Source organism: Rhodococcus sp. 008, assembly GCF_001682295.1.
In the GTDB taxonomy this organism is placed as follows: Bacteria; Actinomycetota; Actinomycetes; order Mycobacteriales; family Mycobacteriaceae; genus Rhodococcus_F; species Rhodococcus_F qingshengii.
In genome coordinates this window covers 2,506,069-2,521,075 of sequence record NZ_CP012749.1, presented here as the reverse complement: position 1 = coordinate 2,521,075, position 15,007 = coordinate 2,506,069, and the positions used below count along the sequence as shown (strand labels likewise).

General features: G+C 64.6%; 10 protein-coding genes. 7 read left to right on the top strand and 3 right to left on the bottom strand.

Annotated elements, in window-relative coordinates:
- Nucleotides 1-72: 72 nt before the first annotated feature.
- The 3 genes from AOT96_RS11750 to AOT96_RS11740 all read left to right on the top strand — a co-directional run bounded on the left by AOT96_RS11750 (nt 73) and on the right by AOT96_RS11740 (nt 3,340).
- Nucleotides 73-1,926, top strand: coding sequence for a galactan 5-O-arabinofuranosyltransferase (locus tag AOT96_RS11750; RefSeq protein WP_065352830.1), 1,854 nt, complete (start codon nt 73-75; stop codon nt 1,924-1,926).
- Nucleotides 1,927-1,999: 73 nt separating this feature from the next.
- Nucleotides 2,000-2,608 carry a TetR/AcrR family transcriptional regulator gene (locus AOT96_RS11745; protein WP_003943927.1) on the top strand — a complete coding sequence of 203 codons (609 nt, stop codon included), beginning with the start codon at nt 2,000-2,002 and terminating at the stop codon, nt 2,606-2,608.
- Nucleotides 2,609-2,707: 99 nt separating this feature from the next.
- The gene (locus AOT96_RS11740) at nt 2,708-3,340 is read left to right on the top strand and encodes a hypothetical protein (protein ID WP_202022615.1); all 633 of its coding nucleotides are present in this window, start codon (nt 2,708-2,710) and stop codon (nt 3,338-3,340) included.
- 21 nt (nt 3,341-3,361) lie between these two features.
- Here AOT96_RS11740 and AOT96_RS11735 read toward each other — a convergent pair whose 3' ends face one another.
- A complete protein-coding gene (locus tag AOT96_RS11735) occupies nt 3,362-4,033 on the bottom strand; it encodes an MspA family porin (protein WP_003943954.1) in 672 nt (223 codons plus the stop codon).
- Nucleotides 4,034-4,367: 334 nt separating this feature from the next.
- Here AOT96_RS11735 and AOT96_RS11730 point away from each other — a divergent pair, with 334 nt between their 5' ends.
- Complete coding sequence (locus AOT96_RS11730) at nt 4,368-6,200, top strand: hypothetical protein (protein ID WP_063315256.1); 1,833 nt, start codon at nt 4,368-4,370, stop codon at nt 6,198-6,200.
- Between the two features lie 9 nt (nt 6,201-6,209).
- Here AOT96_RS11730 and map read toward each other — a convergent pair whose 3' ends face one another.
- Nucleotides 6,210-6,974 carry a type I methionyl aminopeptidase gene (gene map, locus AOT96_RS11725; RefSeq protein WP_063315966.1) on the bottom strand — a complete coding sequence of 255 codons (765 nt, stop codon included), beginning with the start codon at nt 6,972-6,974 and terminating at the stop codon, nt 6,210-6,212.
- Nucleotides 6,975-7,023: 49 nt separating this feature from the next.
- Here map and AOT96_RS11720 point away from each other — a divergent pair, with 49 nt between their 5' ends.
- The 3 genes from AOT96_RS11720 to AOT96_RS11710 all read left to right on the top strand — a co-directional run bounded on the left by AOT96_RS11720 (nt 7,024) and on the right by AOT96_RS11710 (nt 14,006).
- Complete coding sequence (locus AOT96_RS11720; RefSeq protein ID WP_003943854.1) at nt 7,024-7,293, top strand: helix-turn-helix domain-containing protein; 270 nt, start codon at nt 7,024-7,026, stop codon at nt 7,291-7,293.
- 82 nt (nt 7,294-7,375) lie between these two features.
- Entirely contained in the window at nt 7,376-10,630 is a 3,255-nt protein-coding gene (locus AOT96_RS11715) for an arabinosyltransferase domain-containing protein (RefSeq protein ID WP_030535816.1), read from the top strand.
- 73 nt (nt 10,631-10,703) lie between these two features.
- Complete coding sequence (locus AOT96_RS11710) at nt 10,704-14,006, top strand: arabinosyltransferase domain-containing protein (protein WP_058038047.1); 3,303 nt, start codon at nt 10,704-10,706, stop codon at nt 14,004-14,006.
- Here the strand turns inward: AOT96_RS11710 and AOT96_RS11705 are convergent.
- A complete protein-coding gene (locus tag AOT96_RS11705) occupies nt 14,003-14,953 on the bottom strand; it encodes a DMT family transporter (RefSeq protein WP_003943901.1) in 951 nt (316 codons plus the stop codon). The two genes, AOT96_RS11710 and AOT96_RS11705, sit on opposite strands and share 4 nt — an antisense overlap.
- Between the last annotated feature and the right edge of the window lie 54 nt (nt 14,954-15,007).

The window sequence follows — 15,007 nt, the reverse complement described above, 5'->3', positions numbered from 1 at the left end:
ACAACAACTGCTCCGAGTACAGACCTTTCGACCCCGTCGCCGTGGCGTAATGCCGCGGCGACGGTGGTGGAAATGGCCCTCGGAGCGCTGGTCGCCGCTGTTGTAGCCGCTGTCGGGCTCTTTGCTTTCGGCCGAGTGCAGTGGCCGGCGTTCACCTCTTCCAATGTCACGCAGGCAGTCACGACGGTGCTGCAGGTGCTCTGCATCGCAGTGGTCGGTGTTGCGGTTCTGATGTTCCGCGCCCGCAAGGCCGAGCGGGTCGCAAAACTCCTCTCGTGGGCCGGGCTCTCCGGCTTCGTCACCACGACGCTCGGACTTCCCCTGGCCGCGACGAGTCTGTATCTGCACGGCGTCTCGGTCGATCAGCAGTTCCGCACCGAGTACCTGACCCGTCTGACGGATTCGGCTGCGCTGCAGGACATGACGTACGTGGATCTGCCGCCGTTCTACCCGGCCGGCTGGTTCTGGATCGGTGGACGCGTCGCGAACCTGCTGGGCATGGACGGCTGGGAAGCCTTCAAGCCCTACGCGATCGGCTCGTTGGCTGTCGTCGCCGTCGTTGCACTCGTGTTGTGGACCAAGCTGATTCGACGCGATTGGGCCGTCGTCGCGGCCTTGGCAGTCACTGCCGTCGTGTTGGCGTACAACTCCCCCGAGGCGTACGGCGCCGTCATCAACCTCCTGATCCCGCCGGTGCTGATCCTCGCGTGGGGTGCATTGGACCGGCCGGGGGCATCTCGATTTGCCGGAGCCGGCGCAATACTCGGGACGGGCCTGTTCCTCGGTTTCGCCGCAACGGTCTACACGCTCTATCTCGGATTCGCCGCGTTCGCAGTGACTCTGATGGCAGTGGTGGCCGCAGTACTTGCCGCACGCGCCCAGAACACGTGGAAAGCCGCACTGGGCCCCCTCGTCAGGCTCGCCGTGATCGCGGTGATCTCCGGCCTGGTGGCTCTGACCGTCTGGACGCCCTACCTACTGAAGGCACTCTCCGGTGCCACCGCAGAGTCCGGCACCGCAATGCACTACCTCCCCGATTCCGGTGCGGTACTGCCCTTCCCGATGCTGAGCTTCACCCTCGTCGGTGGACTGTGCCTACTCGGCACGATCTGGCTGATTTCACGGTTCCTGTTCTCCCGCCGCGCCCGAGCACTCGGTATCGGTGTCATTGCCGTGTACCTGTGGGCACTGCTGTCCATGACGTTCACCGTCGCCGGCAGTACGCTCCTCGGCTTCCGACTGGAGCCGGTCCTGATCGGACTCCTTGCCGCCGCCGGTGTGTTCGGTTTCTTCGAGTTCGCCGGTTGGATCGTGCTGGCCACCAGCGAAAATCCTCGCGTCAAAGCGGTACTGGTTGCACTCGGTGTCATCGGAGCCATCGCTTTCGCGCAGAACATCCCGCAGGTGCTGGCGCCGGATATCGCTGTGGCATACAGCGATACCGACGGTAACGGCGAGCGCGGCGACAAGCGGCCCCCGGGTGCCGAAGCCAATTACGCCGACATCGACCGGATCATTCGCGAGCAGTTGGGACGCGAACCCCATGACACGGTGGTCCTCACTGCCGACATCGGCTTCCTGAGCTTCTACCCGTACTTCGGCTTTCAAGGACTGACGTCGCACTACGCGAACCCGCTCGCCGATTTCCGTGCGCGCGCTGCGCTGATCGAGCAGTGGTCGGAGCTGAAGACGCCTGACGAACTGGTAACTGCGCTGGACTCGGCGCCGTGGCGCAGCCCCGACGCCTTCGTCTTCCGCCAGGGCGCCGACGGGTACACGCTGCGGTTGGCAGAGGACGTCTACCCCAACGACCCGAACGTCCGCCGCTACACGGTCACGTTCCCCAAGGAACTGTTCGACGATCCTCGTTTCACCGTGACCGAGCAGGGGCCGTTTGTGGTCGTTACCCGCTCTGACGCAATCTAACCAGGAGATACGTCACAAAAGGCTTACCGTCGGGGTCGTTGACGCGACCCCGACGCACCCCTAACTTCATACCGTGCCCCGAACCGATGCCCGAGCGGCGATGATCGATGCAGCCGAGCGTCTGGTTGCCGAGCGAGGTCTGGCCGCTCTGACTCTTCGTGATGTTCAGACCGAAGCCGGGCAGGCCAACAAATCGGCTGCGCAGTATCACTTCGGGTCACGTGAAGGTTTGCTGGCGGCCGTCGTCGAGTCCAGAATGCGACCTGCCGGTGAGCGTCGTCGTGAGTTGCTCGACACGATCGATCTCGACGCGAATCCACCGACGATGCGTGCCCTCGTCGAGGCTCTCGTCCTGCCGTTGGCGGAACAGACCATCTACCGCGAGGGCACGTTGTACGCGCGGTTCCTGGTGCAGTCGATCTTCGACCCGGCGATGTCGTCGACTATCCGTGACCACATGCAGGCCGAGAGTTTCCGCGAAGTTCAGCGGCGGATAGTCGCTGCGTCCTCGTTACCGGCAGAGATCGCCGAACTTCGGGCGGGAACTCTGACCGTGCTCACCGTCGTCACTTTTGCCACGTGGGAAGGCCGCGTCGACAGCCGCGAACGTGCTCACGTGATCGTTGCCGACCTGATCGAAAGTTGCCTCGGAGCACTCTCGGCCCCGGCTGCGCAAATCTGACACGCTGTCCGGCGAGTTTGTTTCCGAAACTGCCGGGGTACTCAGCCCCTCCAAGCGCAGTCGAGCAAACGGCCGCATCAACCACCGGCGGGGTAGGTGATGACAGTGAGCGAACTCGTTGCGCAAAGCCGCGAGCTTGTACCGCATCGTGCAGTTCTCGATTCCGCAGAGCATGTTCTGGTCATTGCGCGCGGCAAACCGTTCGGGCGCGAACAGGCTTTCCATGAAGTGTTGAGCGTCGCGATTCGCAATCGCATCGAAGTACTCACTCTGGCAAGGGCTCTCATCGACGTGTCCGAGTCCCGCGACTACCGCGCGATCCCGACCGACACCGCGCACACTGTTGCGGTGCTCGAATGGGGCGAGCTACTCGAGATCCCCACCGAACACCACGAGAAGTCCAGGGCCGAGTCATCCGAGGACGTCGATGAATCGAGTGAACCCGACGATCCGATCGAACCCGAGTATCTGGTCGAGACCGACGTGGGCGGACGGGTCGTCTTCGTCGCCCTCGCGTTCACGATCGGCGGGATAGTCGGATTCTTCGCGCACGACTGGGCACTTCTGCTTCTGATCACCGCCGTGTACCTCGTGTGGATCGCGGCACGGTTGGTCGCGAAACTCGTCAGTGTTTCCCGTAGTGCCCACTGGGCAGACGCTTCGCCGATTCGTGGCGCCGATTCGACCACACGGAACGCGGAAAACTCCCACCATCACGCTGTTGCAGCGTGACGGCGGGAGCATCCGCTTTCGCTAAAGCCTCTGCGGTACACCGTAAGTGACGACGGTATCGCCATTCGACGTGACAGCCTTCGCGTACGGCCTGATGGTCACCGGACCGATTGCTCCCTGTACATAACCGTGAACTCCGGACAGACGGACAGCGGCTTCGGGACCGTCGAACTCCTGATCTTCGAGCAGTGCGACGTCGGTGATACCGCCCGGCGCCAGATCGACGTCCAGTTCCTGCGACGGAATGATGTCACCACCGATGACGAACCCGTTCGATATGTCCAGTCCCAGTTCGAAGTCCGGAACCAGGCCGATCCCGAGGTTGGTTCCACTCTCGACAGCCCAGTCGAGACCAGGACTGTTGAGAACGACCGTCGCGCCGGTTAACGCGATCGGGTAACCGATCTGATAACCGATCGTCAGCTTCGTTCCGGTGAAGCTTGCCGCGTCCGGCCCGTCGATCTTCACGCCGGCAACCCCGTCGTGGAAGAACTCGACACTCAGCGGTGAGCTGTCGAGAGGCGGAAAGACATGGATAGCGGTATCAGCCTGGAAGACTTCTATCCGATTCCCTTTGACGTCGGTGATCGAACTGGTGTTGTCAACGCCTGCCGACGCCGTCCCACCCCCCAGGACAACGGCCAACAAGGCCACTGCTCCTACTGCGCTACTACGAACTGCTGTCTTCGACATGCACAAGCACCATCCCATCCGGTATAGGCCCCGGACGTAGGTTCCAACTCTTCGTCGAGGATGGGATTCGTCGGGGCTGCCTGAACAAACGCGAGCAAGATCCTTGTTGCGATACCCCGGTCACGAACCCGTCAAACGGTGCACGAAAACATTACTTTCCGGACAAGTCGGGCGGACCGGTTTGTCCCGCTGACTGCGCCCGCTCGCGGACGCGAACCGTTTTGTTCGTTACTCTGACAGTGGAAGTTATCGAATCGAGACCTAAGTAGGCCACCCCGAACTTCTGAGATCGCCACTTCAGGGATGGGCGCCAGAACCGAAAGGCACCGACTGCATGACCGAGACCTTGCCCGACGTCCAACTGCTCGAAGAAGCACGTCCAGGGCGAGTCCGTTCAGCAGTGCGGCGCTCGGTCGTCCAGCGCGGTCGTCTGGTCGATTTCGCGATCATGGCGACGTTCACCGTCGCGGCGATCTACGTGATGTCCAACCTGTGGAGCGATCTGCAGTCCGGCTATCTGTTCAACGCGGGCCGCGACCAGGCCATGTGGGAATGGTTCTTCGCCGATACCGCTCACGCCCTCGCCCAGTTCCGCAGCCCACTGTTCAGTGACCTGCAGAATTATCCACTCGGCGTGAACCTGATGGCCAATACCGCGATGTTCGGCATCAGTATCCCGTTGGCCCCGATCACGCTGATCTTCGGACCGACCGCCACGTATGCGATCGGGCTGACCGCCGGCCTCGGCGGCACCGCCATCGCTTGGTACTGGGCATTCTCGCGGCACGTACTGACCGGAGTCTCCGTCCGCTCCAAGGTCGCCGCCGCCGTCGGAGCGGGGTTCTGCGGATTTGCGCCCGCCATGATCTCGCATGCCAACGGCCACCCGAACTTCGTCGCGTTCTTCGTACTTCCGTTCATATTCTTGCAGGTAGTGCGCATTTCGAACGGCAAGCGTCCGGTTCGCGACGGTGTCGTGCTCGGCCTACTCGTCGCCTGGCAGATCTTCCTCGGCGAAGAACCGCTCCTCATCTTCACGATGTCAGCCATGGTGTTCGGCGCCGCCTATGCACTGCCCGACCTGGCCAAATCGCGCCAGGCGATCAAGCGCGCGATGCCCGGCCTCGTGATCGGCGGCGCGGTCACACTCCTGATCACCGCGGTGCCGCTGTGGTCGCAGTTCTTCGGCCCAGCGAGCTACGACGGCGTCTCACACGGTCAGGCAGGCAACGACACCGCTGCCCTCACCACGTTCCCGACCGAGTCGGTTGCGGGAGATCCTGAGGGCGCCGAGTTCCGAATGAACCCGACCGAGGAGAACGCGTACTTCGGATGGCCGTTGGTGCTCCTGCTTCTCGGTGCAACGGTGTGGCTGTGGCGCATCCGTCTGACCCGCGCTGCCGCCGCCGTGATCGTGGTGATGGGTGTGCTCTCGCTCGGTTCCGAACTGACCATCGACGGTGACAAGACCGGCATCACCCTGCCGTGGAAACTCCTCGCAGACTTGCCGTTGTTCGAATCGGTGCTCGAATCCCGATTCGCGATGGGCGCGATTCCGGCGATCGGACTGTTGCTCACCCTCGGCACCTACCGCGCTTTTGTCGAACTTCGTGGACCGCGCCGCACGGCAGCCGGTGTCTGGCTGGTGGCACTCGCCGTCGCGATGATTCCCCTGATCCCGACCCCCATCGACGCCGATCAGCGATCTGCGACGCCCGAATTCATCACCAGCGGCTCGTGGGAGAACTACGTCAGCGACGGCACCCTGGTGACGGTTCCCGTCGCGAGCGCCGAAGACGCCCGCGCACTGAGCTGGCAGGTCGACGCCGACTTCGGCTTCCCCATCGCCGGCGGGTACTTCGTCGGCCCGGATTCGAAGACCCGCGCCGGAATCTACGGCGCCGAGTCCCGGCCCACCTCGACCCTGCTGGTCAATGCCAAACAAACCGGCAAGGTCCCGTTGATCGACGTGGGCACCAGAGCGAACGCACTGACCGACCTGCGGTACTGGCACGCCGACGTACTGGTGCTTCCCCGATTCTCCGGCGACGACGCCCTGCGCCACACGGTCGACGAGCTGGTCGGCTTCGACGCCAAGCGCGTCGACGACGTGTGGGTGTGGGACGTACGAGACCTCGTGAGCGGCAAGACCTCCAACCAGAGCTGAGCGGGTTGATCAGCGGGTCATGATCACCGGACCGTCTTCGGTGATCGCGACCGTGTGCTCACTGTGCGCAGCCCTGGCGCCCGAAACGGTGCGAAGGGTCCACCCGTCGGCGTCGTGCCGGTAGTCGTCGGTTCCGTCGGCGATGAGCATCGGTTCGATGGCGATGACCAGGCCGGGCCGTAGCCGGAAGCCTTTGCCTGCTCGGCCTTCGTTGGGCACGTCCGGGCCTTCGTGCATCTCGCGGCCGATGCCGTGCCCACCGTGATCGGCGAGCATTCCGTATCCGAGGCCGCGCGCGTACTGTCCGATCGCGGCACCGATGTCGCCCAATCGGTTTCCGGGCTGGGCAGCGGCAATGCCACGGGCAAGTGCCTCATCGGTCGCGTCGATCAGTGCCTGATCCTCACTGCTCCCCCGCCCGACAGTGAAGCTGATGGCGGAGTCACCACACCAACCGTCGAGTCTCGCGCCGCAGTCGATGCTGACCAGGTCACCGTCGCGAAGCCGGTACTCATTCGGGATACCGTGCACCACAGCATCGTTCACACTCGCACAGATGGCGCCTGGGAACGGCGTCGGTGCCGTTGCCGGCCGGTAGTTCAAGAACAGCGCCGAGGCGCCGGCCGCCGAAATAACCTCCGCGGCAACGGCGTCCAATTCGAGCAACGTCACCCCGACGCTTGCCGCCTCACGCGCCGCAGCCAGAGCCTGCGCCGTGATTCTCCCAGCCGCCGCCATCGCGTCGATTTCCCCTGCGGTCTTGATTTCGACCATTTCGAACACCTTCCTTGTCGAATAACTATACCGGTATTACTATAAGCACATGGTGCGCGTACCGCTGACGGCGGAAGAACTCGAACGAGGACTACGACTGGGTGAACTCCTGCGATCTGCACGGGGAGACCGAAGCATGGTTCAGGTAGCGCTCGATGCCGGCATCTCGGTCGAAACGCTGCGCAAGATCGAAACCGGACGCATCGCGACACCCGCCTTCTTCACCATCAGCGCGGTCGCGGAAGTGTTGGGTATTTCACTCGACACCATTGCCCGAACACTTGAAACACCACAATCCGAACAGGAAGTTGCATCCTGAGTAGTTCTCTCAGGATGTGCGGGCCCACACTCGCCTAACATCGTTCCTTGTGCCGTCTGAAGTAGTAGTGCCCCCGAAACCCGTGCCCACTGGCCCCGAAGCTCCCCGAGAATCGGATTCCCAGCGAGTCCGGACGGCACGACTCATCGCGATAGTCACCGGCCTTCTTGGCCTGCTTCTTGCACTCGCGACGCCCTTCCTGCCCGTCAAGCAGGAAGCCGCGAGCATCGACTGGCCGCAGGGTGGGACCGTCAACAGCGTTTCGTCGCCGCTTATCTCCTACTCGCCCACATCGCTCGACATCAGCATCCCCTGTTCCACTCTCGGCCAGTTGGGCGGCAGCGGCGGCACACTGCTCTCGACCATGCCGAACGGGGCGCCGGACCGAAACGCCCGCGGCCTCACCGTCCGCACCACTGCCGACCGCCTCGAAGCACTCACCCGCGATTCGGTATTGATCTCGACCCCGCTCGATCAACTGAGCGGGTGCACGGCGATCACCATCACGACCAACTCCGAGCAGACCGTCGCGGCGGTCACCGGAATCGACGGCGTCGGCACCACCCTGACCGGTGACTACCGCCCACAGGTGGTCGGCATCTTCACCGACCTGCAGGGCGCAGCGCCCGCCGGACTGTCCGCCCACATGGACGTCGACTCGCGGTTCTCGTCCAGCCCCACACTTCTCAAACTGTTCGCGATGATCGTGGCGGCACTCTCGACCATCGTCTCGCTGTACGCACTGCACCGGATCGACGGCGTCGACGGCCGTCGTGCGCGGCGGTTCCTGCCGGCGCGATGGTGGAAGTTCACCGGCATCGACGCCCTGGTTATCGGCACGCTGGCGCTGTGGCATGTGTTCGGCGCCAACACTTCCGACGACGGTTACCTGCTCGGCATGGCCCGAGTCTCGGAGCACTCCGGGTACATGGCCAATTACTTCCGTTGGTTCGGCGTCCCCGAAGCGCCGTTCGGTTGGTACTACGACGTGCTGGCGCTGTTCGCGAAGGTCAGCACCGCGAGCATGTGGATGCGCCTGCCCGCGCTGATCGCCGGCATTCTGTGTTGGATGGTGATCAGCCGCGAGGTGATCCCGCGACTCGGTGTTGCGGTGCGCCGCAACAAGGTTGCCATCTGGACCGGCGGGCTCGTGTTCCTCGCCTTCTGGTTGCCGTACAACAACGGCCTGCGCCCCGAGCCCATCATCGCCCTCGGCGCTCTGCTCACGTGGTGCTCCATCGAACGCGCCATCGCTACCGGACGTCTGTTGCCCGCCGCGATGGCCGTGCTGATCGCCGCATTCTCGTTGGCCGCCGGGCCTTCCGGGCTGATCGCGATCGGCGCGTTGATCGCCGGCGCCCGGCCGATCCTGCAGATCCTGATCGCCCGCGGCAAGCGCGTCGGCTTCCTGTCCCAGATCATGCCGATTCTCGCCGCCGGAACCGTGGTGCTCGTCGCGGTCTTCGCAGATCAAACCCTCGCGACAGTTCTCGAATCGACCAGAGTGCGAACGGCCGTCGGGCCGAACGTTCCGTGGTTCGAGGAACGGTTGCGTTGGGACGCACTGATGACCATCTCCCCCGACGGCTCACTCGCACGCCGCTTCGGCATGTTCGTCATGCTCGTCGGACTCGTCTTCTGCGTCATGATGATCCTGCGCAAGGGCCGGATCCCGGGCACCGCTATCGGGCCCTCCCGCCGAATCCTCGGCATCGTGTTCGCGTCGCTGCTCCTGATGCAGTTCACCCCCACCAAGTGGACTCACCACTTCGGTGTGTACGCCGGTCTGGCCGCCACGGTGGCCGTCCTCGCCGCCGTCGGTGTGAGTGCGTCGAGCATGCGTTCCAAACGAAACCGCGCGCTGTTCGCCGCGGGCATCCTGTTCATCCTCGCTGTGGCGTTCACGAGCTCCAACGGCTGGTGGTACGTCTCGAGTTACGGCGTCCCGTGGTGGGACAAGCCGCCGTCAATCGCCGGCAAGGGATTCTCGACGGCCTTCCTCGGCCTCACGATTCTCGCGCTGCTGCTGGCCGCGTGGTACCACGTCATGGAGCCGCGCCGGCGAAACGGCACAGAGGACAGCGTCAAGAAGACCAGGCGACTCCGCCTTCTCGCCCCGTCACCGTTGACCATCGCGGCCGGAGCGGTCGTGCTGTTCGAGGTGCTGTCCCTGCTCAAGGGCGCGGTCGCGCAGTACCCCGCGTATTCGATCGGCAAGTCCAACATCGAATCCGTCTTCGGCGGAAGCTGCGGTCTCGCGGGTGAGGTACTCGTCGAGTCCGATCCGAACGCCGGCGTTCTGCAATTGACGGATCGGCCCACCGATCTCGCCGGCGCGGGTGCATTCGGTGCGAGCGAATCAACCGGGTTCTCGCCGGACGGGGTTGCAGGCGACCTCACGGCCGACGCAGAAGACTCGACGGCAGGCAGTGCAAACAGCCTCGACACCTCGACCTCGCAGTCCGGCACCACCACGCCGGGAACCGGATCCGGCACCGCCGGTGGCTCGCAGTCGACGGCCGGCGTCAACGGCAGCAACGTCGCGCTCCCGTTCGGGCTCGACCCCGCAAAAACCCCGGTGCTCGGTAGTTACGGAGCACCTCAGAACGCGTCACTGACCACCGGTTGGTATTCACTCCCCGAGCGCAACGACGCCGCACCGCTCCTGACCGTCGCGGCCGCCGGACGCATCCGCTACGTCAACTCCGACGGCATCGTCACCCCCGGCGCAGTGCTGCAGGTCGAGTACGGCAAGAAGCAGGCCGACGGGAGCGTCGACGCACTGGGACGTGTCGATCCGATCGACATCGGCCCGTCGCCGTCGTGGCGCAACCTGCGCGTTCCGATGGATCAGCTGCCCGCAGACGCCGACACCGTGCGTCTGGTGGCCAGTGACACCGACATCAGCGCCGACCAGTGGCTGGCGGTCACACCGCCACGAGTGCCGACCATGCGCACGCTGCAGGACGTCGTCGGATCCACCGATCCCGTGCTGATGGACTGGGCTGTCGGTCTGGCCTTCCCGTGCCAACGTCCGGTGGATCACCTGTACGGCGTCGCCGAGATCCCCGACTGGCGCATCCTGCCCGACCGCATCGGCGCGGAGTCCACCAACGCCTGGCAGGACCACTACGGCGGCGGACCGCTCGGCTGGACTACCGAACTGCTCTCGGCCAGGGCATTGCCGACCTATCTGGACAACGACTGGGATCGTGACTGGGGATCGCTCGAGCAGTACACACCGCTCGATTCGGACGCGGTTCCCGCGCAAATGAACGTCACCACAGAGACCCGATCGGGCACCTGGACACCGGGCCCGATTCGTTACCAGTCGTAACTGTTACGCGTGGACCTACCAACCACCTGGGCACGGTAGGTCCACGCTCAGCCCTGACATACCATCGGTAGCCGTGCCCGACGCCGTGACAGCTTCACCTCAGACTTCGAGTTCGCCGCCTCCTGCTGGTCAGGATGCCCGCGAGCGTTTCCATCGCACGCGATGGGTCGCGATCATCGCCGGCTTGCTCGGCTTCGTGCTCGCACTGGCAACTCCGCTGCTTCCCGTCGTGCAGACGACGGCTTCGGTCAACTGGCCGCAGAACGGCGTGATCGGCGACGTCGAGGCACCGCTGATGGCGCAGGTTCCCATCGACGTCAACGCATCGATCCCCTGTACCGCGGTCAGCTCGTTGCCGGAGGGCGGCGGCATCCTGCTGTCGACGGCACCTGCACAGGGCGACGGCGCGGCACTGTCGTCGATGTTCGTCCGGGTGTCCGCGACGAGCGTCGACGTGCTCGATCGCAACGTCGTCGTCGCTTCGGCGGCACGCGAGGACGTCGAGTCCAGTCGCTGTGGCGCCATCGCGTTCAGCTCTGACGTCAACCGAACCACGGCAGAGTTCGTCGGACTGACCTATCCCGACGGCAACCCGATTCGTGGCCAACTCGACGGTGACTTCCGCCCGCAGGTGGTCGGCGTCTTCAGCGACCTGCCCGACGGCGCTGCCCCCGAGGGCCTCGGCTTCTCGATGACGATCGACTCACGTTTCTCGTCGAGCCCGAGCGTCTTGAAGCTGGTCGCGATGATCGTGGCCGTCCTCTCGACCATCGTCGCGCTGGTCGCCCTGGCTCGCCTCGACGGCACCGACGGCCGCAAGCACCGACGCTTCCTGCCCGCACGCTGGTGGAAGTTCTCCGGTATCGACGGAGTGGTGGTCGGCACGCTCGTCGTGTGGCACTTCATCGGCGCGAACACCGCCGACGACGGCTACCTCCTCACCATGGCTCGAGTCTCACCGGACGCGGGATACATGGCCAACTACTTCCGTTGGTTCGGCGTTCCCGAGGCCCCGTTCGGTTGGTATTACGAAGTGCTGGCCGTGATGGCGAAGATCTCGACCGCGAGCCCGTTCATGCGTCTGCCCGCTCTGCTCGCCGGAATCCTGTGCTGGATGGTCATCAGCCGCGAGGTCGTCCCGCGTCTCGGCCGGGCGGTTCGCCGGAGCAACGTCGCCCTCTGGACCGGCGGTCTGGTATTCCTGTCCTTCTGGCTGGCGTACAACAACGGTCTTCGCCCCGAGCCCATCGTGGCTCTCGGCGCACTGCTCACCTGGTGCTCCATCGAGCGCGCCATCGCCACCGGACGTCTGCTGCCCGCGGCCACGGCAATCTTGATCGGCGCCTTCACTCTTGCCGCCGCACCCACCGGATTGATGTGTATCGCAGCCCTTCTCGCCGGTGTGCGCCCGTTGGTGCGCATCGTCGTCAAGCGTCACCGACTGGTCGGCACCCTGCCGCTTCTCGCTCCGATCGCCGCTGCCGGAACCATCGTGCTGGTCGTCATCTTCGCCGACCAGACCTTTGCCGGTGTCATGGAGGCCACGCGCGTCCGAACGATCATCGGCCCCAATCTCGAGTGGTACCAGGACTTCCTGCGCTACTACTACCTCTTCGTCCAGACGGTCGACGGCTCGGTTGCCCGACGCTTCGCGTTCTTGACGATGATCCTGTGCCTCTTCACGACGCTCTTCGTGTTGTTGCGCCGCGGCCGCGTCCCCGGCGCGGCAACCGGTCCGTCGTGGCGCCTGGTCGGCGTCGTCTTCGGCACGATGTTCCTGATGATGTTCAACCCCACCAAGTGGACTCACCACTTCGGTGCGTACGCGGGCATCGCCGGTTCTCTCGCCGCGCTGACCGCCGTGGCCGTGTCCGCGTCCGCCCTGCGCTCGCGTCGTAACCGATCGGTGTTCGTGGCCGGACTGCTCCTGATGCTCGCGTTGACGTTCGCCGGCATCAACGGCTATTGGTACGTCTCGAGTTACGGCGTGCCGTGGTTCGACAAGACCATCTCCTACGACGGCCGTGAATCCAACACCCTGTTCCTCGCGCTCTTTGCTCTCGCCTTGGCCTTTGCCGCCTGGCAGTACCTGCGTGAGGGATTTGCCGCCCCGCCCGAGAAGCCGAACACGGCCAAGGGCAGACGAATTCGCAAGTTCGCGGCCGCTCCCCTCACCGTGATTGCCGGTCTGATGGTCCTGTTCGAGGTGCTCTCGCTACTCAAGGGTGCAGTGTCGCAGTACCCGGCGTACTCGCTGGGCCGAAGCAACATCGAGGCACTCGCGGGCAAGACCTGCGGCATGGCCGAGGACGTTCTGGTCGAGACCGACGTCAATTCCGGGAATCTGCGGCCTCTGACCGCTCCCGGATTCAACGCCGAGGATCCGTTGTCGGGAGTTGATTCGAAGGGCTTCTCCCCCAATGGGGTTCCCAGCGATCTGACTGCGGATTACATCGAAGTCAAGCAGGGCATGGGCAATACCGACAGCCAGAGTGTCGGTCCCACCTTCGCCACCGGTTCCGGTGCCGGAACCAGCGGCGGCACCGGCAACGTCGGCGTCAACGGCAGCACGGCCAAGCTCCCCTTCGGCCTCGATCCGTCGAAGACACCGGTCATGGGCAGCTACCAGCCCGGCGTGCAGGAACCTGCTTCCCTCATCTCGAGTTGGTACGGATTGCCCACTCGCAGTGAAGAATCACCGCTGGTGGTCATGTCCGTCGCCGGGCGTGTGTGGTCCGTCGACAACACCGGTGCGATCACGTACGGCCAGTCACTGCTGGTCGAGTACGGCAGGACTCAGCCCGACGGAACCGTGCAGGTTCAGGGTTCGTACATGCCGCGAGACATCGGACCCGCGCCGTCGTGGCGCAACGTCCGCATCCCGATCGACGAACTCGCGCCGGACGCCGACGCCGTTCGGGTGGTCGCGTTCGATCCCAATCTCACGGGCGATCAGTGGATGGCATTCACGCCGCCGCGCGTGCCCAAGCTCGAGTCCCTGAACTCGTACATCGGCAACGAGCAGCCGGTGCTTCTGGACTGGGCTGTCGGCCTTCAGTTCCCGTGCCAACGTCCGTTCACACATCAGAACGGCGTGGCCGAGATGCCGAACTTCCGCATCCTCCCGGACCGTCCTCTTGCGGTCAGTTCCACCGACACCTGGCAGTCCGCGGACAACGGTGGCCCGCTCGGATTCACCGAGGTTCTTGCCGGTGCGACGACGGTTCCGACGTACCTGAAGGACGACTGGGCGCGGGACTGGGGATCACTCGAGCGCTACGACCGGTACTTCCCCAATGCGGTTCCGGCAGAGGTGGAGACGGGCACCGCAACCCGCTCGGGCATGTGGATGCCCGGCGAGATGCGGGTGCATTAGCCTGCGCTACCTACTCGGGTGACTGCTCGGGTGCGACGTACGGAGACGGCCGAGACCGCTCCGACAACGACGACGCACCCGAGTAGTTGCCCAACGCCTGGCCGTTCGCCGAGCAGCACAACTGCCAGCAGTACGGCGAGTACCGGTTGCATGAGCAGGAGCGTCGCGCCCACCTCGGCGGGAAGCCGAGGGAGCGAGTGCCCCATCAGCATCCAGCCGAACACCTGGCCGACCAGTGCCAGTGCCGCGAGCCAGCCGAACGCTTCCCAGCCCGGGACGAAATCGATCCGGCCCCACAGTGATCCGATGACGGACCCGGCGATGCCCGCGGACGTCGTCGAGATCAGCACCTGGCTCGCGGCCCGATCCGCCTCGCCCGTCCGGCCGACCACGAAGATGTAGCCGCCGTAGGCGATTCCGGAGACGAGCGAGAGCGCCGTTCCCCACAGCAAGTCGTCGCCGGTTCCCCCGCCCCCGAACACGCCGCCCGCCAAGGCGATTCCCGTGAACATGAACGGCAGGGCGAAGACGAACCGCATCGGCACCCGATTGCCGAATACCAACCAGGACAGTGCGGGCACCACGACCACCTGCACGTTCACGACGACGCTCGCCATCCCCGCGCCGATCATCAGAATCGACTGCGACCACAACGCGAAATCCAGTCCGAGCAGCAGACCGCCGAGCACCTGCAGAACGACTGCCCGCCGGCTCGGCTTGCCCACCCGGCGGTACTCCCGCCACGCCAACCACAACAGCGGCGGCAGGGCCAGGAAGCAACGGAAGAAGACGGCCGTCGAGGGCCCGACATCAGCCAACTTGATGAGGAGCGAACTGATCGAGATCGCAGCTGCGCCTCCGACGACGAGCAATCGAGGGTCGATGCGCCCCCGAGGAGTTCGGGTGGGTGTCGGTGTCTGCGCGGTCGCGGAGGTCAGTGTGGTCACTCGACAATGTTCCTGCCGCTAACTATTCAGCACAAGCAAATGTTCAGACCGTAT

What these genes read in the sequence shown, in the direction of transcription:
- AOT96_RS11750 (WP_065352830.1), top strand. Translation starts at nt 73, where the DNA reads ATGGCCCTCGGAGCGCTGGTCGCCGCTGTTGTAGCCGCTGTCGGGCTC.
- AOT96_RS11740 (WP_202022615.1), top strand. Translation starts at nt 2,708, where the DNA reads ATGACAGTGAGCGAACTCGTTGCGCAAAGCCGCGAGCTTGTACCGCAT.
- AOT96_RS11735 (WP_003943954.1), bottom strand. Translation starts at nt 4,033, where the DNA reads ATGTCGAAGACAGCAGTTCGTAGTAGCGCAGTAGGAGCAGTGGCCTTG.
- AOT96_RS11730 (WP_063315256.1), top strand. Translation starts at nt 4,368, where the DNA reads ATGACCGAGACCTTGCCCGACGTCCAACTGCTCGAAGAAGCACGTCCA.
- map (WP_063315966.1), bottom strand. Translation starts at nt 6,974, where the DNA reads ATGGTCGAAATCAAGACCGCAGGGGAAATCGACGCGATGGCGGCGGCT.
- AOT96_RS11720 (WP_003943854.1), top strand. Translation starts at nt 7,024, where the DNA reads ATGGTGCGCGTACCGCTGACGGCGGAAGAACTCGAACGAGGACTACGA.